At 39.2% G+C, this 18,977-nt stretch carries 21 protein-coding genes and 1 riboswitch; of the genes, 6 read left to right on the top strand and 15 right to left on the bottom strand.

From position 1 onward, the window contains the following. Nucleotides 1–16: 16 nt before the first annotated feature. Together NST09_RS06620 and NST09_RS06615 are read right to left on the bottom strand one after the other, a co-directional pair. Nucleotides 17–508 carry a methylated-DNA--[protein]-cysteine S-methyltransferase gene (locus NST09_RS06620; protein WP_035700525.1) on the bottom strand — a complete coding sequence of 164 codons (492 nt, stop codon included), beginning with the start codon at nt 506–508 and terminating at the stop codon, nt 17–19. Between the two features lies 1 nt (nt 509). Continuing rightward, nucleotides 510–2,705 carry a PAS domain-containing sensor histidine kinase gene (locus tag NST09_RS06615; protein WP_142154870.1) on the bottom strand — a complete coding sequence of 732 codons (2,196 nt, stop codon included), beginning with the start codon at nt 2,703–2,705 and terminating at the stop codon, nt 510–512. 293 nt (nt 2,706–2,998) lie between these two features. Between NST09_RS06615 and NST09_RS06610 the strand changes: the two genes are divergently transcribed. Beyond that, a complete protein-coding gene (locus NST09_RS06610; RefSeq protein ID WP_007498757.1) occupies nt 2,999–4,018 on the top strand; it encodes an acyltransferase family protein in 1,020 nt (339 codons plus the stop codon). A 33-nt stretch (nt 4,019–4,051) separates the two neighbouring features. On the opposite strand, the gene NST09_RS06605 is transcribed toward NST09_RS06610, so the two are convergent. The 5 genes from NST09_RS06605 to htpX all read right to left on the bottom strand — a co-directional run bounded on the left by NST09_RS06605 (nt 4,052) and on the right by htpX (nt 7,602). Continuing rightward, nucleotides 4,052–4,234 (bottom strand): hypothetical protein, encoded by a 183-nt coding sequence (locus NST09_RS06605; protein ID WP_342493461.1) that lies wholly within the window; start codon nt 4,232–4,234, stop codon nt 4,052–4,054. Next, the gene (locus tag NST09_RS06600) at nt 4,227–4,391 is read right to left on the bottom strand and encodes a hypothetical protein (protein WP_008346124.1); all 165 of its coding nucleotides are present in this window, start codon (nt 4,389–4,391) and stop codon (nt 4,227–4,229) included. Before NST09_RS06600 ends, NST09_RS06605 begins: the two co-directional genes overlap by 8 nt. Further along, nucleotides 4,388–4,915: a YetF domain-containing protein gene (locus tag NST09_RS06595; protein ID WP_017359458.1), complete on the bottom strand. Its 528-nt coding sequence runs from the start codon at nt 4,913–4,915 to the stop codon at nt 4,388–4,390. Before NST09_RS06595 ends, NST09_RS06600 begins: the two co-directional genes overlap by 4 nt. Before the next feature lie 297 nt (nt 4,916–5,212). Then, nucleotides 5,213–6,559, bottom strand: a complete 1,347-nt coding sequence (locus NST09_RS06590; protein ID WP_007498761.1) for a TrkH family potassium uptake protein — start codon at nt 6,557–6,559, stop codon at nt 5,213–5,215. Between the two features lie 143 nt (nt 6,560–6,702). Beyond that, complete coding sequence (htpX, locus tag NST09_RS06585) at nt 6,703–7,602, bottom strand: protease HtpX (protein ID WP_007498762.1); 900 nt, start codon at nt 7,600–7,602, stop codon at nt 6,703–6,705. A 279-nt stretch (nt 7,603–7,881) separates the two neighbouring features. Between htpX and NST09_RS06580 the strand changes: the two genes are divergently transcribed. Then, nucleotides 7,882–8,598, top strand: a complete 717-nt coding sequence (locus NST09_RS06580) for a DUF1836 domain-containing protein (protein WP_046343373.1) — start codon at nt 7,882–7,884, stop codon at nt 8,596–8,598. A 124-nt stretch (nt 8,599–8,722) separates the two neighbouring features. Further along, nucleotides 8,723–8,917, top strand: a complete 195-nt coding sequence (locus NST09_RS06575) for an alpha/beta-type small acid-soluble spore protein (protein ID WP_008346135.1) — start codon at nt 8,723–8,725, stop codon at nt 8,915–8,917. 39 nt (nt 8,918–8,956) lie between these two features. Here the strand turns inward: NST09_RS06575 and NST09_RS06570 are convergent, their stop codons facing one another. The 4 genes from NST09_RS06570 to NST09_RS06555 all read right to left on the bottom strand — a co-directional run bounded on the left by NST09_RS06570 (nt 8,957) and on the right by NST09_RS06555 (nt 12,808). Further along, entirely contained in the window at nt 8,957–10,150 is a 1,194-nt protein-coding gene (locus NST09_RS06570; protein WP_342493460.1) for an anti-sigma factor domain-containing protein, read from the bottom strand. Next, nucleotides 10,147–10,902: an RNA polymerase sigma factor SigI gene (sigI, locus tag NST09_RS06565; protein ID WP_008346139.1), complete on the bottom strand. Its 756-nt coding sequence runs from the start codon at nt 10,900–10,902 to the stop codon at nt 10,147–10,149. The genes NST09_RS06570 and sigI overlap by 4 nt, the downstream gene beginning before the upstream one ends. 215 nt (nt 10,903–11,117) lie before the next feature. Next, on the bottom strand, nt 11,118–11,909 hold the full coding sequence (locus NST09_RS06560; RefSeq protein WP_048003405.1) for a TerC family protein: 792 nt from the start codon (nt 11,907–11,909) through the stop codon (nt 11,118–11,120). A gap of 96 nt (nt 11,910–12,005) precedes the next feature. Then, nucleotides 12,006–12,115: riboswitch (yybP-ykoY riboswitch) on the bottom strand. Between the two features lie 78 nt (nt 12,116–12,193). Further along, on the bottom strand, nt 12,194–12,808 hold the full coding sequence (locus NST09_RS06555; protein ID WP_007498772.1) for a DedA family protein: 615 nt from the start codon (nt 12,806–12,808) through the stop codon (nt 12,194–12,196). Between the two features lie 248 nt (nt 12,809–13,056). On the opposite strand from NST09_RS06555, the gene NST09_RS06550 reads away from it, so the two are divergent. Then, nucleotides 13,057–15,480: an EAL domain-containing protein gene (locus NST09_RS06550; RefSeq protein ID WP_338335403.1), complete on the top strand. Its 2,424-nt coding sequence runs from the start codon at nt 13,057–13,059 to the stop codon at nt 15,478–15,480. Nucleotides 15,481–15,510: 30 nt separating this feature from the next. On the opposite strand, the gene NST09_RS06545 is transcribed toward NST09_RS06550, so the two are convergent. The 3 genes from NST09_RS06545 to NST09_RS06535 all read right to left on the bottom strand — a co-directional run bounded on the left by NST09_RS06545 (nt 15,511) and on the right by NST09_RS06535 (nt 16,690). Continuing rightward, a complete protein-coding gene (locus tag NST09_RS06545; protein WP_088004396.1) occupies nt 15,511–15,975 on the bottom strand; it encodes a MarR family transcriptional regulator in 465 nt (154 codons plus the stop codon). Nucleotides 15,976–16,331: 356 nt separating this feature from the next. Beyond that, complete coding sequence (locus NST09_RS06540) at nt 16,332–16,496, bottom strand: hypothetical protein (RefSeq protein WP_008346148.1); 165 nt, start codon at nt 16,494–16,496, stop codon at nt 16,332–16,334. Between the two features lie 38 nt (nt 16,497–16,534). After that, on the bottom strand, nt 16,535–16,690 hold the full coding sequence (locus NST09_RS06535) for a hypothetical protein (RefSeq protein WP_008346151.1): 156 nt from the start codon (nt 16,688–16,690) through the stop codon (nt 16,535–16,537). 192 nt (nt 16,691–16,882) lie between these two features. Here NST09_RS06535 and NST09_RS06530 point away from each other — a divergent pair, with 192 nt between their 5' ends. Continuing rightward, the gene (locus NST09_RS06530) at nt 16,883–17,212 is read left to right on the top strand and encodes a MerR family transcriptional regulator (protein ID WP_008361347.1); all 330 of its coding nucleotides are present in this window, start codon (nt 16,883–16,885) and stop codon (nt 17,210–17,212) included. A gap of 247 nt (nt 17,213–17,459) precedes the next feature. Here NST09_RS06530 and NST09_RS06525 read toward each other — a convergent pair whose 3' ends face one another. After that, nucleotides 17,460–17,822, bottom strand: coding sequence for a cupin domain-containing protein (locus NST09_RS06525; protein ID WP_007498780.1), 363 nt, complete (start codon nt 17,820–17,822; stop codon nt 17,460–17,462). A 200-nt stretch (nt 17,823–18,022) separates the two neighbouring features. Here NST09_RS06525 and NST09_RS06520 point away from each other — a divergent pair, with 200 nt between their 5' ends. Continuing rightward, nucleotides 18,023–18,886 carry a LysR family transcriptional regulator gene (locus NST09_RS06520; RefSeq protein WP_046343363.1) on the top strand — a complete coding sequence of 288 codons (864 nt, stop codon included), beginning with the start codon at nt 18,023–18,025 and terminating at the stop codon, nt 18,884–18,886. The last annotated feature ends 91 nt before the right edge of the window (nt 18,887–18,977 follow it).

Here is an 18,977-nt window from a genome sequence, read left to right as displayed (position 1 = left end):
GAACAGGTCAATTCATTTATTTTTGAACAAATGGGATGCCTTCTAATTCTAACAGGATCGCTTTCATCCCTGTCTTCGTCCCTGCATAGCCAGTCAGAGTCCTGTCTTTTCCAATGACCCGGTGACACGGGATAAAAATTGGCAATGCATTGCGTCTATTAGCTTGTCCAATGGCTCTGACAGCCTTTGGATTGCCGATCGCTTCTGCAATATCAGCATAGCTTTTTGATTCACCATACGGAATAGTAGAAAGTGCCTCCCACACTTGCTCTTGAAACGGAGAGCCTGCTTGCTTGAGCGGGAGATCGAACACTTTCCGATCGCCCTTAAAATACTCATCCAGCTGTTTTTTCGCTTCTTTTAATACAGGCGTGTCTTCTTGTTTAAAATGGCCTCTCTGTTCTTTGACCAAAAACGATTCATCATCAAACTTCACTTCAATGATGGCACCATCTTTCTCTAGTATGTATAATGCCCCGATTGGTGCGGTATAGACTGTATAATACACATTAAAGCTCCCCTTCTTGTTTCTGCTGCCGGAGTGGAAGCGTGAGATGGAACACTGTTCCGACCCCTTCTTCACTCTCTACTTCAATGGTTCCTTGATGCTCTTCAATAATTTTATAACTAACCATTAACCCAAGTCCAGTGCCTCTTTCTTTTGTTGTATAAAATGGTTCTCCGAGACGCTTTAGTTTATCCTCTGTCATGCCGCAGCCTTCATCACGAAGAGAAATCACAATGTGCTCCTCCCCCTTCCTTTGAATGCTCACGTAAACATTTCCTTTCTGAGGCATTACTTCAATCGCATTTTTCAAAATGTTAATAAAGACTTGCTTTAACTGATTTTGTTCACAGTAGATGAGCGGAATATCATCCAACACATTTAAGTGCATTTGCACATTGCCAAGATTGGCCTGTGCGTGAAGAAGGTCCATCGTGTCTTTGACAATTTGCACGACATTTTTTTCTTCATAGATGATGGCCTGCGGTTTCGCTAAAATCAAAAATTCTGTAATGATGGATTCGATTCTTTTTAGCTCTGATGTAATGACATTAAAATAGAGCGAATACTCCCCTTCAATGTTTCCTTTGAGCAGCTGAATGAAGCCTTTTAAAGCCGTCATTGGATTTCTAATTTCATGGGCAATTCCAGCGGCAAGCTCTCCGACAACATGAAGCGTATCCGATTTTCTTACCCGCTCTTCTAATTCCTTGCGTTCAGTCACATCTCTAAAGATGGCCAAATTCATGTTATGAATAATATTTCGTTTAAAAGAAAACTCCAAAATACGTTGATCTGGATGGTTCAGCACAAATGGAACTTCATTGTCCATCTCGTCTAATGACATCGCCTGAGCTGGCTGCGCCAAATTTTCAATTTGATATGGCGCAAGGATATGAAAAAGGTTCATTTCCGTTAAGTGATCATCTTTGAGGCCAAGCAGTTCACTTGCGGAAGGATTCACATCAATAATCCGGTATTGATTATCGAAAAGAACAATGCCATCCATAGAGCCATTAAATACTTTACGGAATTTGAGCTCACTTTCTCGCAGCTCCTCTTCCATTCGCTTTCTGTCACTGACATTCCGTAAAATGGTTAAGTGCTGCCCTTCTAATACCGCATGCTTAGAGGTGAACTCAAGCTCTTTGAATTGGCCATTCGCCATTCTAAAGAGGAGTTCTTCTCTGATTTCAAGATTCCTGATATACCGTCTTCTTGTCGGCCGGTATCTGCGATCAGATTTGACTAGAAAATCCATGAGTTTCTTGCCAATCAGCTGCTGCATCGGTAATTCGAAAATTCGGCAGGCTGATTCATTTGCCCTGACAATTTCTCCATCATCCGCCCAAATGATGATGGCATCCATCGCATTTTCGAATATTTCTCTAAAACGTTCTTCACTTTTTAGCAGCTTTTCTTCCATTAATCTTTTTTCTGTAATATCACGCATGATGGACATGTAAAAACCACTCATCACATTGGATGTGATGGTCAGTTCGAATAATTTGTGCTGCCCAGATTGAAGGGTAACAGGAAGTTCTCCCTTTGCTTTCCCTGTTTCTTTCAATGAAGTTAAGAGCTGCTGGAGCGCTGGAAGGTTTTCTTCTTCAACAAATTCATTTAAGTAGCGGTCTGTTAAATCTGTTTTTTGAAGTTCAAAGCTCTGGCAAAAAGAGTGATTGGCGTCAATCATACAACCATCCTGATCAAAAATGACCATACCGTCAATCGCTCGATCAAATAAATCTTTAAACAGTTGCTCATTCATCGAACGTTCTCGCTCTAATATTTTCTTTGAAGAAATATCACGCATGACGACAATATATTGTTGATTCACCACGTCGTGCTCTGCTGCAAATTCAATATATTTTGTCTCTCCATTTTCAAGTTGAATGGAGATCTCTCTTTTTAACGTTCCTTTTCGAAAAAAAATCTCAAGTGAGCAGTCAATTTTGTTTTTCGGGATGCCGTATAGGAAATCTAGAACGGATTTATTGAGGAGGTCTTCTTTCGGTGTTTGCACAAGCCTACATGTCGCTTCATTGGCTTGAATAATGTTGAGGTGCTGATCAAATATAAAAATGGCATCTAACGTCTTATTTAACAGCATTTTGTGCTGTATCAATTCATTTCGCAAATATTCGTTTTCTTTTTCTAATTTTCTGATATTTTTCGCACCATCGAGCGTTTCAGTCATTCTCTTACACTCCTTTTCCAGCCTCATTCCTCTACAATATTTCTACAAGATTTTCATTGTTCCTTCATTCGACTCATAAAAAAAGAGAACTTTTTACATGAGGCTTGCTTCATTTGTTTCATTTGGATGACACGATTGTATAACGATTCTCTTTTCTTACGCTTCTTTTACAACCGTTCTACAATTTCACATCAAATAGCGAAATGAGCCAATTTGTATTTTAAAATGGGGCAAATGAGGGAACAGTGCACTTAGAACGTTTATGTTCGAAATGAAGCAGGAAAGGTGATGTTATGACGTCAACGAGAGACAGTTATTTCGATAATGCAAAATTTCTTCTGATTTTTCTAGTTGTTTTTGGTCATTTGTTACGGTCATTCATACATGATAATGACTGGATACTCTACTTATATAAATTTATTTATACATTCCATATGCCCGCTTTTATATTGGTGTCTGGCTTCTTTGCCAAAGGTTTTAGAAAACCAGGTTTTATGAAAAAAGTCGCAGTTAAGCTGATCATCCCATATTTGATTTTTCAGGTCATTTATTCTGTGTATTATTATTTCTTACAGGATCAAAGCATCTCTAACTTAAATCCGATTGATCCGCAGTGGTCTTTATGGTTTTTAATCAGTTTATTCTTTTGGAACTTACTACTCATTCCTTTTTCAAAACTGCCATTCCACTGGGCAATGATCGTTAGTTTATCGATGGCGTTACTTGTCGGTTACGTGGACAGCATTAGTGATACGCTCAGCCTATCTCGTACGTTTGTCTTTTTGCCGATGTTTTTAGCTGGCTTTTATTTAAAAAAGCAGCACTTTGAATTTATCCGAACAAGCAAAGGGAAACTGACTGCACTTCTTGTACTGATGGCCGTGTTCATGTTTTGCTATTTCTATGAATTCGATTATTCCTTTTTATTTGGGTCACAATCGTACGCTTCTCTTGGAGATGAAGGACTCATTGCAGCGATGAAACGAATGGCATGGTATTTACTTGCATTTGCTGCTACCTTTAGTTTCTTTGCATTAGTCCCTACACGCCGGTTTTTCTTTACCAAATGGGGCACAAGAACGTTATATGTCTATTTACTTCATGGCTTTGTGATTAAGCTTTTAAGAACGACTTGGTTTGATGATTGGGCTCTAAATACGGCAAGTGTATTGATTCTATTGCTACTTACGGTCCTCTTAACCTTTACCCTATCTAGTACATTTGTTAAAACTGTTGCACAACCAGTCATCGAGCTCAAAATGACCAGTCTAATGCGAACCATTACTGGCAGACAAAACAGTTATATTAAATAGAAAAAACGATCTCTCTGGATCGTTTTTTTCTATTTATTTTTTGTTTTTCTGTTCAGTGTGACATTCATCGTTTTTTTTAGGCTTCATTAAGGTATCAATCCATTTACTGCTGTTTATATCTCCCAGCTCGCTGCCAAATTCCTCTTCCAAGATATCGTGGTTCATCGGTTTTTTATGGTCTTTCATATCTTTACTTTTCACATGTTTTTTAGTCACGAGATGCTCCCCCTTGTTTACCTTGATGAGAATTTCGGTTCGCCTGGCGGTCTTCTGATTGCTCGTCAAATTGTGTTTGTCCTTGATCGTGTGCCATGCTTTCTGTAGGCGTCATATTATTCGTGAGTGCTTCATTTTTTGCTGTTTTTCTTTTCATTTGTCATCATTCCTTTTTAACATGTTTAGTTCTTCGCTCAATTGATCAAACAGCTCTTTCATTTGTTTGACTGTCACTGGTTTTTCCTCAGGCTTTAACTCATATCCAATTTGCCCATTCGCTTCTAGCGTTGCTTTTTTGAGACTGCTGATGTCTGTGATGCCCTGCTGCTTTAAGCGCATTTTGAATTGGTCCCTTGTCAGCCGCGTTTTTTTTAGCTTGTGATCAAGCATTTCTCCATCCTCTAAAATCACCACAGACTTCCCTGAAACCAATTTTTCAAAAAAATCAAATTGGATCGACAGCTTTTCCATAATCACAAGCGCCACAATAAAAATGGCGGCCGCATAAATGGTTTCAAGTAAATTATGCTCAATAAAGGGTTGGATAATAATCGATCCAATTGAAATCATGATGACTGTCTGTTGAACCGTTAATTGACTAATGGATTTAGGCCCTGCTATTCTCAGCAGCAAAGTACCAACGAGCAGCATTACAATTGCTTTCCATAACACATCCAGCACGTCTCTTTCACCTCTTACCTATAGATTGCGAACATCCTTTGTGATTTAGCCAGTTATATAATGGAAATAAAAAAACCAGCATTCAGTAGGAATGCTGGTCTGATTGTTGATAAAGAGTTAAAATGATCTTTATTTTAGCTCTTCTTCTTTTCAGCGTGATAGAAAACCTTTGCAGTCTAGGAAAGTCGAGCACCGGAGCGGAGCGAATTTGACATTCGTGAGCACCGGAGCACAGATTTGACAACGAATGCGAGGGTTTGTCTACACGCTGAAACCAGCATTCAGTAGGAATGCTGGTTAGCCGATGATCACACGCTCTTTCGGATAATGATAATTCGCTTCACTTTCCCGGCGGCCAATTAAATACAAGAAGCTTGGAATTCCAATCCGTCCTATAAACATGACGACCATAATAATACACTTACCAAATACGGACAAGTCAGACGTAATTCCGAGCGACAGTCCTGTTGTTCCGAAGGCAGAACAAACTTCAAATAAAGTTTCAAGAAGTGTATGATGGTCTGATAAAGTTAACAGAAACGTAGCACCAAACACTAAAATAAAGGCCATCATCGTCACCATGAGGGATTTATTAATGTCCGCTTGATGAAGCTCTCTTTTAAAGATTTTAATGGACTTATTTCCTCTCGCAAAATGAAACAAAGCAAGTAAATTAAGGGCAAACGTGGTTGTCCGAATTCCGCCCCCTACCGAGCTTGGAGATGCCCCGATAAACATCAGCAAACATAAAAATAACAGTGTCGGCTCTGTCAATTGCGTAATATCTAATGTCGAAAGCCCGCCACTTCTAGTAGCTGTTGATTGAAACAAAGAATAAAACAAGATTTCATGCCAGCTCTTCCCTAGAAAAGTAAACCGGGCTTCAAGTGCATAAATCCCAATTGCCCCAACGACAACAAGAAGGCCAAACGTGATCGTTGTAATTTTCGTAAACAATGAAAACGATGCATGTTTTCGGTCTTGATTGAATAAATAATCCTTTACTTCGACAAGTACCGGAAAGCCAATAGCGCCAAAAATGATGAGCAGCATCGTGATAAATTGGACGAAATAGTCATCTTTATAAGGAATTAACGAATTCCCAGTAATATCAAAGCCTCCATTGGTTGTGGCACTGATACTAGAGAAAAATCCGTGTAAAAAAGCGCCTTGCACATCGTAATACTTAAGAAAATACATACTTAAAATCAGACCGCCTACAAACTCAATCAGTAAGATTAAATATAAGACCTGCTTCATGAGTTTTACAATTCCTGATAAGTTGCTCTGGTTTTGGTCTGCCATAATTAATTTTCTTTCTTTAATGCCGATCCTTTTTCGCATAACCAGCCAGACGAATGTACCAAGTGTCATAATGCCGATACCACCGATTTGCAAAACAAATGCAAGGATCCACATCCCGGTCACACTAAATGTTTGTGACGTATCGACAACAGTCAGACCCGTGACACTGACAGCACTCACAGCTGTAAATAGCGCATCAATAAATGTCCATTTGACTCCTTCTTGGTGAGCCACTGGCAGACTGAGTAGAATGAACGACACGGTCACAGCAAGAAAATAGTAAAGGGCAATCAGCTGAAAAGCCGACAGCCGATCAATTAGTTTTTTCATTGGATTCATGGTTATTCCTTCTTTTATCTTTCTTTTCGAATACTTTATCATTTTAATGAAAAGAGAGAAGATTTTAAAGGTATTTTGTGCTTTATTTACTTTTTCATCAAAAAGAAAAAGACATCCTTACGCAGAATGTCTTTTGATCTTTCTTATTTTGCTTCGAGTCTTCTAATTCTTTCGTTTAAATCAGGGTGTGTTGAGAAAAGAGAAGCTTTTCTTTTACCACTGATTTTCAGTGTAGCAACAGCTGTTTGATCATCATCTTTAATTCTTGATGTATACGCCTCTAGTGAACGGAGCGCATGAATCATTTTATCTTTTCCTGCAAGGTCCGCACCGCCGCGGTCTGCATGGAATTCGCGATGTCTAGAGTAAGCAAATACGACAAGGCTTCCTAAGATAGAGAAAATAATTTGGAAGACGATCACAGCGATAAAGTGAACAATCGGCACAAGCTCTTCACGTGGAACGAAACGGCTTGCGATCCATGCCGCAATTCTTGAAAGGAAGACAACAAACGTGTTGACGATTCCTTGAAGTAACGTCATTGTGACCATGTCACCGTTCGCTACGTGAGCGACTTCGTGAGCGATAACCCCTTCAACTGCTGCATCATCCATTTCATGAAGCAATCCAGTTGATACGGCAACAAGCGATCTTCTTTTAGAAGGACCTGTCGCAAATGCATTTACTTCAGATGATTGGTAAATACCGACCTCAGGCATTTTAGAAAGGCCTGCTGCTCTTGATAGTCTGTGAACGCGGTCAACAAGCTGCTGCTCATCATATGTTAATGAATCCTTTTCTGGATTTAACACACGCACACCCATCATCATTTTTGCCATCCAGCGAGACATCGCTAGTGACATAAACGAGCCTACAAAACCAACAACTGCACTGAATACAAGAAGATAAAGGATATTAAGTCTTCCGTCTGCTCCTATATAAGAACCAACACCAGTTGCTGCACTAATAACCGATAGGACAATACCAATCGTAGTGATAACAAGAATGTTCGTTAATATAAACAGAAATATTCTTTTACCCATACATAACCTCCGCTGTCATATTAAGTTCATTTGAACTTATTAATAAAATTATAAAAATAAACGTCTCAAATTGCAAGGAAAAAGGAATCGTTTTCTATGTTTATCATACTGGCTCAAACCTCGTCATTTCAATGATTACGCTACTTGCATCCGCAAACAAGTGAACAAATTGTGACGCACCGGTCCTATTTTAGTTTATTTTGCATTTTCAATAAAAAGAGATTATGATGTTGAATTAGATCAATAATCACGTTTTTGACGTACAAAATGAGGTGGAACATGGTGACTTTTAAATTAACGAGAATTGACATGACGAGACTTCTGTATTCTCTAAAAGGCGAGGGAGATCTGACTCCGCTTCAGCTTTTGAATTTATCTGTAAAAAGCGATAAGGAACATGAATATGATGAATTAAGAATCCCTTCGTTTTTTGAAAAACTCGAACGGCGGAAGCAAAAATCAGAGCACGGGCTTTCAACGAACGAAATCGTTGAGCTTGGCAACTTGTGTGAACTGACTTCTCTTAAATCGACAGCCATTCAAAACTGGATCAAGCGCGATATTAAAGATATGATCGGCCATCCAGAGCTTGGCAAGAAGTACTCCATTGATCAAGTCGTTATTTTATTAATTGTCCGGGATTTAAAATCAGTATTTGATTTTGATTCTATTCGTACGATCTTATCTGCCTTATTTAATACGATCACAGATCGAACGGATGATATTATCAGCCCCATCCGTTTTTATGAAGCATATGCGCACGTCCTTGATTTTATTTATCACCATACACATTTTCCATTAAAGGAAACGAATTTACGAGAAATGACAGAAGAGCAGACGGACAAACTCCACGAAGAGTTTACAGAATTGACGAAGCCGCAATGGCATTTGATTAAAGGCATTATCAGTTCTACCGTTTTCTCCGTTTTCACTTCTCACTTGCAAAGCACAGCGCAAGAAATGATGTTGAATACGCTTCAGCTGAAAAAGGCTTAAAACTGAGCCCGAGGTGACCTTCATCACCTCGGCTTTTTTGTGCAGCAATTGCCAGCATAATTGCAGGCTGTTTTTTTCAAAATAAGAAGGCGCAACAAACATGAGGTGAAAGGAGGAATATGTGATGGCAAATCGAAATCAACTTCTTGTTCCTGGAGTAGAACAAGCTTTAGATCAATTTAAATACGAGATCGCTCAAGAATTTGGCGTGAATCTCGGTTCAGATACAGTCGCACGTTCAAACGGTTCTGTTGGCGGCGAGATGACAAAAAGACTCGTACAGCAGGCGCAATCTCAAATGGGCCATTCAACTAAATAAAGACATGGTGAAATACGCCGGATCTATTCTGGCGTTTTTTTACTGTTCATATGTAGGTTCATCCCGGTTTTCACGGTATGAGGGCGGTGTGTTTTTTCCTTTTTGTTTGACGCCATTTCTGTTTCGTTCGCCGTACGGACGATTCTGACCACTGTCGTTTTTTTTTACATGCTTTTCAGTATCACCACGTGATGTGCCGTTTGGATGTTTTTTTTCATTTGGATCAGTCGAGTGATTTTTTTTTTGCTCTTTGTCTTTTTCAAAAGGGCGGTCCTTGTCTTCTTTTCCCTTTTTCTCTTTGTTGTCAAGATTAGGGCTTGTTTGGTGAGGCTTTTGAACAGCTCCTTGCTCTTCCCTCTCAACTTCCTTCTGCTCTTTGTCTTCGCCTTCAGGAGCCTCTTTATCAGGCTGCATCTCATCGCTACCGTCTGTCTTGATGTCTTCTTTTTTGTCTTCGTCTTTTTGATCTTCATCAGCATTTTTCGGCTCTTCTTCTTTGACAGCCTCATCATCTGCTGGATCTTCATCTTCTTTTTTAACGTCCTCTTGTTCGTTGTCTTGCATTTCTTGATTTCTAATATAAGTTCCTGTTGAGATGCCTGCTTTTTGTGCCTTTTCTCTTGTTTCCAGGTCACCTTCCACAGTTTCTAGCTTATAATTGCGCTTTTGATATTCCCCCGAGATGGTGCTGATTTTACTTTTTACGTTTGTTTTGTATGTATGATCCTGCTTGTTTTCATAAACAGTTGAAATATAAATGCTTTTAGAGTGGTTCACGTATCCCTTTTTATCACAATCATCGATGATTTCCTGCACGACTTTGGTCATGTCGTTTTTTTCTAAATCTTTCATACTGGCCAGTACTTGCTTCGCATCTTTATTCAGCGGAGTGACACCGATCACTTGATAATTGTGATCGAGTTTCAGCTCAAAGCTTGGGTTAATGTCAATCGTCATATATGCATATGCTTTTTGACTTGAGAAAGATGGCATCATAGTGAAAATCACGACAATAATTGCTGCAATTGATAGAATTCCTGCATTTAACGGACGTAAACGAAGCAGGTCAAAAAAACCGGCTCTTTTTCTTTCGAGACGTGATTCATTCGGAAACGTCACTTCTTGACCGATTTCATAGTCTTGCTGTTCATACTTTGTCCGCAGAAATTGTCCATCAGGGGTCAGCAGTGTGACATATTTTTTGTTTTTCTCTACTATAATGCCTCTTCTCATGAATTAAGCACCCCTTTAAGGTAATCTTTCAAATACACATAATCACCTGTCATAATGATCGCCATCGCAATAATATATTTTCTATTTCTCTCAATCGTTTTGCGGCTGACTTCCACTAGCTTTTCCAGCTGTTTGACTGGCAATTGTTTTTTCTGAAATAAAATGGTTCTCAGTTCATCGTGCTTCACGAGTGTATGGGCCACTTTAATGGCATTTTGTCTCGCATCCGCATGCTTTGGTGAATGCTCAAGCAGTTCTTGAAACGTAAGACCATATACTTTCAATCGTTCTTTAAAATGTTCAATCTCTTCTCTTCTATGTTCTTGTTCAATTAAACGCCTATATTCATTTGCAGAAAGCTCTGCTTCAATCATGCTTTGCGAGTACTCGCCATTCTCACTTTCTTGAAGGTCCATTTGAACCGTTGGCGCGTTTCTTGCTTCTTTTCGAATATAGTCGATTACTTTTCTTTTAATAATTAACTCCGCAAATGCAAGGAGTGAGTTGCCTTTTTCGGCAGAGTATTTTTCTATCGCTTCATTAAAGGCAATTAAGCCTACGCTAAATTCATCATCTTTTTCATCTATATATCGTTTACAAACGGATGAAACCGTCTTAGCGACAAATGGTTTGTATTGCTCTATTAATGCATTTTGCAGCTCGGTATCACCCTGTTGGATGTTGATTGCCGACTGCTCTAATGTTTGCTTTTTCTTTCCCTTTTTAAACAAAAGGCTAAGCAATGGTTTCACCTCAGTTCTCCCTATATTACTCATTTATGATAGCTAATTTATGAGGGAAGCGCAAAGGAAGAAATGAGGAATTCATTTCCTGTTACTCAATTGTGACATGTATTTCTTTATCTACTTTACAACGTTTCGTTTAAAAGCAAAGAAATAAGGGGGTATCACCCCCTTTTTTGTAATATACGTGTTATGAAAATGAAATGATATTTCTTTCAAAAAACCTACTCTTCCAGCCGCATCTCTTGTTTTTCCTCGTTTTGCTGGCCGCCTTTTCTTGATGGACTTGATAAAAACCAACCAAATGCTGCAATTGCGAGAAGAACCGTCCAGAAAATGACTTTCCATAATGTTGAATGAATGAAATGAGAGGACACGACCCCAATGGCTGGATGAGAAAGTGTATAGAGCGTCAGCTTCACGCCAACCCATCCGACAATGACAAATGCTGCTGTTTCTAGGCTTGGTCTCGTTTTAAGCAGTTTCACAAATACAGTCGCCGCAAACCTCATGATCACTAGACCAATGATACCGCCCAATAGAATGACAATAAATTGACCGCCATCAAGCCCGCCAATTTGTGGAAGGTTTGTTGCTGGCAGAGTCACAGCTAATGCAACAGCTGCTAAAATAGAATCTACTGCAAATGCAATGTCAGCAAGCTCAACTTTCACGACGGTTGCCCAAAAGCCGCTTTGTTTCATGTTTGTGTCTGCTTCCTTTTTCTTAAATACGTGCGATTTTAAAATATGGTGAATCGAAATATATAGAAGATAAATTGCGCCAATGGCTTGAACTTGCCACACATCTACTAAAAACGAAATAAGAAAAAGAGAACCAAATCGCATGACAAATGCTCCCGCAAGTCCGTAAAACAATGCCTTTTTTCTCTGTTTTTCAGGAAGGTGTTTGACCATCACAGCCATAACCAGCGCATTATCAGCTGCTAAAATCCCTTCTAATCCAATCAATACGAGAAGAACCCACCCGTACTCTAAAATAATTGCTGCATCCATCATCATTCCTCCTTATTTTTTATCTATTGTCCCACAACAGACAAAGGCTTATGAATGCAAAAAAGACCTTTGCCTGTAATGGCAAAGGTCTTGCTAGACATGTGATATGTAAATAATCATGCCAACAAAGCCGATGGAATGAGGTTCCATGTAATGACGACTTTGTTTCCGGTAAAAACCGGACGCTACTCCCCTTTGGTGGGATTAAGAATATTTAGATTACTTATATCATAATCAACAGACCCCGGATTGTCAACAGGTGACTTTTTATCTCCACCCATTGATTAAGCCGTTGGTGTTTCTGTTTTTCTTTTTCTTCGTTTCAGCCACACGTAGAGAACAAACAATAAGAGCATACCAATTCCAATCGGCAATACATATGGTTCTAAAATGGTTCCAACCTCTTGCCAGTTCTCCCCAAGGACAAATCCTAGATACACATATACAAATGTAATTGGCGTAATCGCCAAAAACGTATACAGGCAAAAAACCCACACATTCATCTTCGCAATCCCACACGGAATGGAAATAAGGGTTCTGACCCCTGGAATAAACCGGCCACTAAACGCAACAAATCCGCCATGTTTTTCAAAAAAGGCATCCGATTTATCAAGTGACTCAGGTTTCACAAAGAAATATTTCCCATATTTATTTAAAAAGGGTCTCCCTCCATAACGCCCTAACCAGTACAAGGTCAAGGGGCCTGCAACACCGCCAATAGAACCGGCAGCCACAACACCGATGAAGGCCATGTCCCCTTTTGAAACCCAGTAACCTGCAAGAGGCAACACCACTTCAGCAGGAACAAATTCAATGCATAATGCAAGAAAGATGCCGAAGTACGACAAATTCTTAAAGGCATCAGCTAATGAAATAATAAAATCTTCGATGTTTATCAATCCCTTTCACACATAATCAGTTTGACAGGCTATGCTTACAAATCGTACCGTGCCACCTATTAAACGAATAAAAAAACAAAAATGATTCACTTTTCTTCGTTTTTTTACATTAAATTTGATTTTACTATAAAAAATGTTCAAAAAAAATGCTAAATACCCTTTTTAAGTAAAGGAAAAGTGAACACAGGCGCCACTTGATCCGATATATTAAGTATATGTCTGTTTTTAGATACAGGAGGTTTTCTTACATGACACATTTAACAGGAAGCTACAACGGATGGCTTGTCTTTCTGTCAGTCGCTGTCGCCGCTGTCGCCTCCTACTCAGCTCTTCAATTAGCCAGCCGGGTGATCCAGTCGAGCGGCGCAAAGAAAAGAGTATGGTTGATCATTGGTGCGATGATCATGGGGATGGGAATATGGTCAATGCATTTTATTGGCATGATGGCGTTTCATCTACGCTCTGGTATCACATATGAAACACCCTTACTCATTTTATCGATTTTGGCCTCTTTTATCGGTTCTTTCATTGCTTTTTCAATATGTATTCAGCAGCAACTTTCTACAAGACGACTTTTGATTAGTTCGATCACGATGGGCTCAGCTATTTGCAGCATGCACTACCTCGGATTGGAATCAATGACCAATGTCACCATCAGCTATGACCCTGTTCTCTTTTTTCTTTCGTTTTTTATTGGTGCGCTCGCTTCATTCTTTTCATTACACCTTTTTTTCCGGCTCCATCGCTCTGAGAAAAGGCGGGAGGATCAGCTGTTAAAAATAGCGGGTGCTCTGATGATGGGCGTTGCTATTGCGGGTATGCATTACACTGGCATGGCGTCTTCGACGATGTTTTTTCATTCAGATGGTCAGGTCGCTGCGGGTGGTTCTCTTGAAATGTCACCATTCAGCCTGTCCATTTTCATCGGCCTGATGACACTTATCGTCCAATCACTCATGATTTACGGCGCCTATATTGATCACCGGATTATGTCACAATCCGATCAGCTAAAAGAAAATGAACAGCGGTTCCAATCACTGATCAAACATAATATAGATGGGATTATCGTGTTATCTGTTGATCGAAAAGTGATATCTGCGAATGACCAAGGCAAACACATTTTGAAAATGTGCAATTCCTGGATCGGTGATGATGTGAGTCAATACGTCATGCCGACTGAGATGTGGGAAGACTTTATTGATCAATCTAAAAAAGCAATTACGCGTGAAGCAGAACTGAAAGCAGCAGATCGTTTTTATTATTATCATGTTACATACATACCCGTACACGTCAACCATACACTTGACAGCATTTATCTCGTTTTAAAGGATTTAACCCAGCAGAAGATTGCTGAAAAAGAAATTCATGTGATGGCACATTATGATGCATTAACTGAACTTCCGAACCGTCGTCACGGAATTAATCATTTAAATGATGTTTTATCCGCTCAAGAAGAGACAAAAACGTCAACGGCAGTTCTTTTTCTTGATTTAAATCGGTTTAAAATTATTAATGATGCCCTTGGTCATAACATAGGCGATCTGCTGTTGAAAGCCGCCGCAAACAGACTAACCAAATGTTTGCCTGACAATGGCTTTATTGCAAGAATTGGCGGGGATGAATTTTTAATGATCTTTCCTCACATGGAGCATAACACACATAAAATTGAACAGCTTTTGAAAAACATCATTCACCAATTTGAACGTCCTTTTTTCATTCAAAACCATCAGCTCATTACATCCATTAGTATTGGAATCGCCATCTCTCCGCAAAACGGAAAGAATGGTATGGAATTGATGAGAAAAGCAGATATGGCCATGTATTTATCAAAGAAACATAAACAAAGCCGCTATGAATTCTTTACTGAATCTATGGAGAGATTGAGTGAGGACAGACTTAATCGCGAACTGGAGCTACGAGATGCCATTCAAAGAAAGCAGTTTGTGCTTCATTATCAGCCGCAAATCAGCGCCAAAACAAGACAAATGACAGGTGTTGAAGCCCTTTTAAGAATGAAAGCACCAGACGGTTCTCTAAAATCACCAGAGGCTTTCATTGAACTTGCTGAAGAATCGGGCCTGATTATCGATATTGGAAGGTGGGTCATTGACACGGCATGTCAGCAGGCAAAATTGTGGTATGACAAGCAATTGAAAATCCCTGTAGCGGTCAATTTATCTGCTAAGCAGTTTAACTCTGAAGACTTAATTGATTTGATCAAACTAACGCTAAAAAAATACGACCTTCAACCATCACTTCTTGAGCTTGAAGTGACAGAAAGCATGACAATGGACAACATCAAGCAGTCAAAACAGGTACTGACGTCTCTAAAACAACTTGGCGTCCGTATTAGTATTGATGATTTTGGTACAGGCCATAGCTCTTTAAGCTATTTGAAGGATTTGCCGATTCACCGTCTGAAAATTGATAAATCATTTATCGAGGATATTTTGAGCGATTCAAAGTCTGAGCAAATTACAGGGGCTATTATTGCAATGGGGCACCAGCTATCTCTAGAAGTCATTGCTGAAGGTGTTGAAACTTTTGCACAAGCGCAACTTTTATCTGCGCAGGGCTGTGACGATCTACAAGGCTTTTATTATGCCAAGCCACTTCCGGCTAGTGATATTGAAAAATTTATCGCCTATCCTGCTCATCAGCTGGATACATAAAAAAGGTGCCAACCATGGCACCTTTTCGTTTTATCTAAATAACAAATGCTGACTGTGAATACCTGCTTTTTTCAGCAGACTAATTAATTGCTCCTGTTCTTCACGCGAAAGACCAGAAAACGCCCGCGCAATTCGAAGAGAATGGATTGGATAAATTTTATCCAGATAACTGCGCCCTTTATCCGTTAAATGGGCATAAACTGACCGCTTATCCTTTGGGTCCTGTTCTCTTTCAATGAAACCATTTCGTTCTAACTTGTCAATTACGTACGTCACATTCCCGCTGACAAGCAGGAGTCTTGAGCCGATTTGCTGAAGTTTTTGAGCACCTCTCGTATACAGTAATTCGAGAACGGCAAATTCAGTTGGATTGAATCCATGCTCCTTGCTGTCTCTAATACTGTGTTCGGAAACGCTTTTAAATGCCCTTGCAAAAACTTTGTAAAGCGTCATTGAACGTTCTACTTCTTCTTCATTAAACGATAGTCTCATCACATATCTACCTCTTATAATATTTTTTTAACTTCAAGGCTTTCTTGCGGTGCAGTTGGAGCCTTTCGTAAAAAATAGAAGTACGTTTTTGAAAACCCTTTCAACCACATAAGTGACTCCATTCGTGTTATGTATAAGATTTCGATATAAACTTTTAAAATCCTTCTTATTTTTCACAATCATCTCGAAAAAAAGCTTTTCCAGCAAACCATCATGTTACGACAAATTTTAACATAATCTGTAAAGGCTCTATATTTTCTTACATTTGATTCGTCAAATTTCTACAAAATTCAATATTGCTATAATATTAAACACACAAAAAAAGACCCTTCATGTGACAACGCACATGATAAGGGATGTTAAAGATAGCGATCGGTTTTGTTGAAAAAGAAATGATACTCTTTTTTTAAGTCACTAATTGTCATGTTCTTGGTCATATCAGGGCTATACACCCCAAGTGAGCAAAGCTGCTTCGTATAATAATGTCTTTCTTTCGCTAAAGCTTCTTTTAATATACGCCGCACGACATCTCCCCTCCTATCAATGGATATGGATCGGGTGCTTATGAGGACTTTTTATACAAATCATTTTGTACGGCTCTAAGAAGAGCATGTGCATTCTGACCCGCAGCCTGCATGAACTGCTCCAGCAGTTCATCCCTCTTCACATCTAATGCGATGATTTCTTTTGCCATACGGATGATCTGTGTTTTCTCCATCAAGTGCGCCTCCTCCTCATTTTTTCTTTTTCTTATCATATGTTCACGTGATATGTTTTGCACTTTATATGTTAATTTTCCTTCCATTGTTTTTCACTTTATTCATTTTTGTGTTATATTATCTAACAAACGTTAGGTTTTTTTACTGACTGTTCGATATAATATGAAGAAAAGACTTGCAGGGGTGAGGATATGACGCAGGAAGATGTATCTTATAAAGATAAAAAAGTCATTTCAATCGGGATTGTCAGTGAATTAACAGGACTTTCCGTCAGGCAAATCCGATATTATGAGGAACGGAAACTCATCTACCCCCAGCGCTCAACAAGAGGCACACGGAAATATTCTTTTTCTGATGTAGAACGTTTAATGGATATCGCCAATAAACGGGAAGATGGTGTGCAGACAGCGGAAATTTTAAAAGACATGAAGAAAAAAGAACAGGCATTAAAAAGTGGTCAATTTAAGAAAAAAATGCTGGAAGGACAGATCAACGCACACTTCCGGTACAAAAATCGATGAACTAAATAACAATCCCTTACTCGGCAAAATAGACTTAGCATCTGATCGCCCTGAATATGAAACGATGAAAGCACAAACTGATCCAAAGACTGATTCTTGCTGAAGAGTCGCGAAAGCAAATGCGTTACAGCTCATCTTGAATCATTGATGCAACAAAACGAGGCAGCAATTGCAGCCTCGTTATTAGCTAAAACAACCATTCTACTATTTATCACCTAAGATACTTGATCTTTAACGATTTAGTTTTTCAAATTTGTTCAGGAATCGAAACAGTTCGTTCATTGAGCACATTCCCCGTGTTTAGCGTCGTTTTGGGTTCTATTAAGAGCAAGTGAACTTCTTCTTCAGCAATGGGCTGATGTTCAACTCCTTTTGGTATCACAAGAAATTCTCCTTCATTAAGCGTTATTTCCCTATCCCTAAAACGGATGACTAGATTGCCTTTCCACACAAAGAACATTTCATCCTCATCATCATGGTGATGCCAAATGAATTCACCCTTAATTTTCACCATTTTCATGTATGAGTCATTCAACTCTCCACCTATTCTAGGATTCCAATAATCATTTATTTGCGAAAATTTTTCTTCGATATTTACCTTTGAAATCAATCGATTCCCCTCCTTATTAAATGGAAACGTTTAATTGCCACAGCTAAGAAAATCTCATTTTCTCCTCTCAATCAGATAAAAGGGACGCAATGAGCATCAACCTCTTCTATCATTTAGTTTACATACTTCATTGGATCACGTAAAATCAAAAAACAGCATATAGATCATCACAATTTGTGATGCAAAAAAGGAGAGTTAGTTTGGATATTAAATCTTTGGAAGTATTTAAAGCCGTTGCCATTGAACAAAGCATCACAAAAGCTGCTCAAAAATTAAATTATGTGCAGTCCAATGTCACCGCAAGAATCCAACGTCTTGAACAAGAGTTAGGTGTACCTCTTCTCTATCGATATCATAAGAAAATATCTTTAACGCCTGCAGGACGTGAACTGCTGCCCTATGTAAATAAATTGCTATATGATTACGAAGAAGCGATAGAAGCAGTAAAGCTTTCCTCTACTCCGCGGGGATCTTTACACATTGGATCTATAGAGTCCACCGCATCTACAAGATTGCCCAGCATTTTCACAGAATATCACAAAACATTTCCACAAGTAGAATTGAGCTTGTATATGGCACCTACAGTCGACCAAGTTAGCGCTATCCTCAACTACAAAGTAGACGGCGCTTTGGTAGATGGGCCAATTCTTCATCCAGAAATCATCGAGTATCCTGTATTGGAAGAATCCCTCGTTCTCATTACAAGCTACTCCACGGAGCAATTCCAGGTAGAATCTATTTTACATGAGCCGTTGCTCTCGTCATTCGCCCATTGTATTTATTTAGGACGATGGCAAAAGTGGCTAGAGAACAACGGCTATCCTCCTATGAAGGTCATGGAATATGGTACGTTAGAGGGCGTCCTTAAATGTGTTGAAAGCGGGCTGGGAGTGACTATATTACCAAAATCTATGGTTGAATCTCGGGGAGAAGGCAAATTTACCTGTCATCCATTACCAGAACCACATCGAATCGTACCCACTGTGTTGATCAGGCGACGTGATTCGTACATGACCAGTGCTCTGTCACAATTTATGGAGTTAATAGGCATTACGAATATGTGATCTGAGACAGATCATTGTTTTCGTTAATAAGAAAAAAGAGGATAGATAGAGCGACATTTCAGCTCTTCTATCCTTTTACATTATCTCAACT

The organism is Bacillus sp. FSL W7-1346 (assembly GCF_038593335.1).
GTDB lineage: Bacteria > Bacillota > Bacilli > Bacillales > Bacillaceae > Bacillus > Bacillus altitudinis.
Note: the sequence above shows the minus strand (reverse complement) of the source record. Positions and strands in the feature narration are given on the sequence as shown.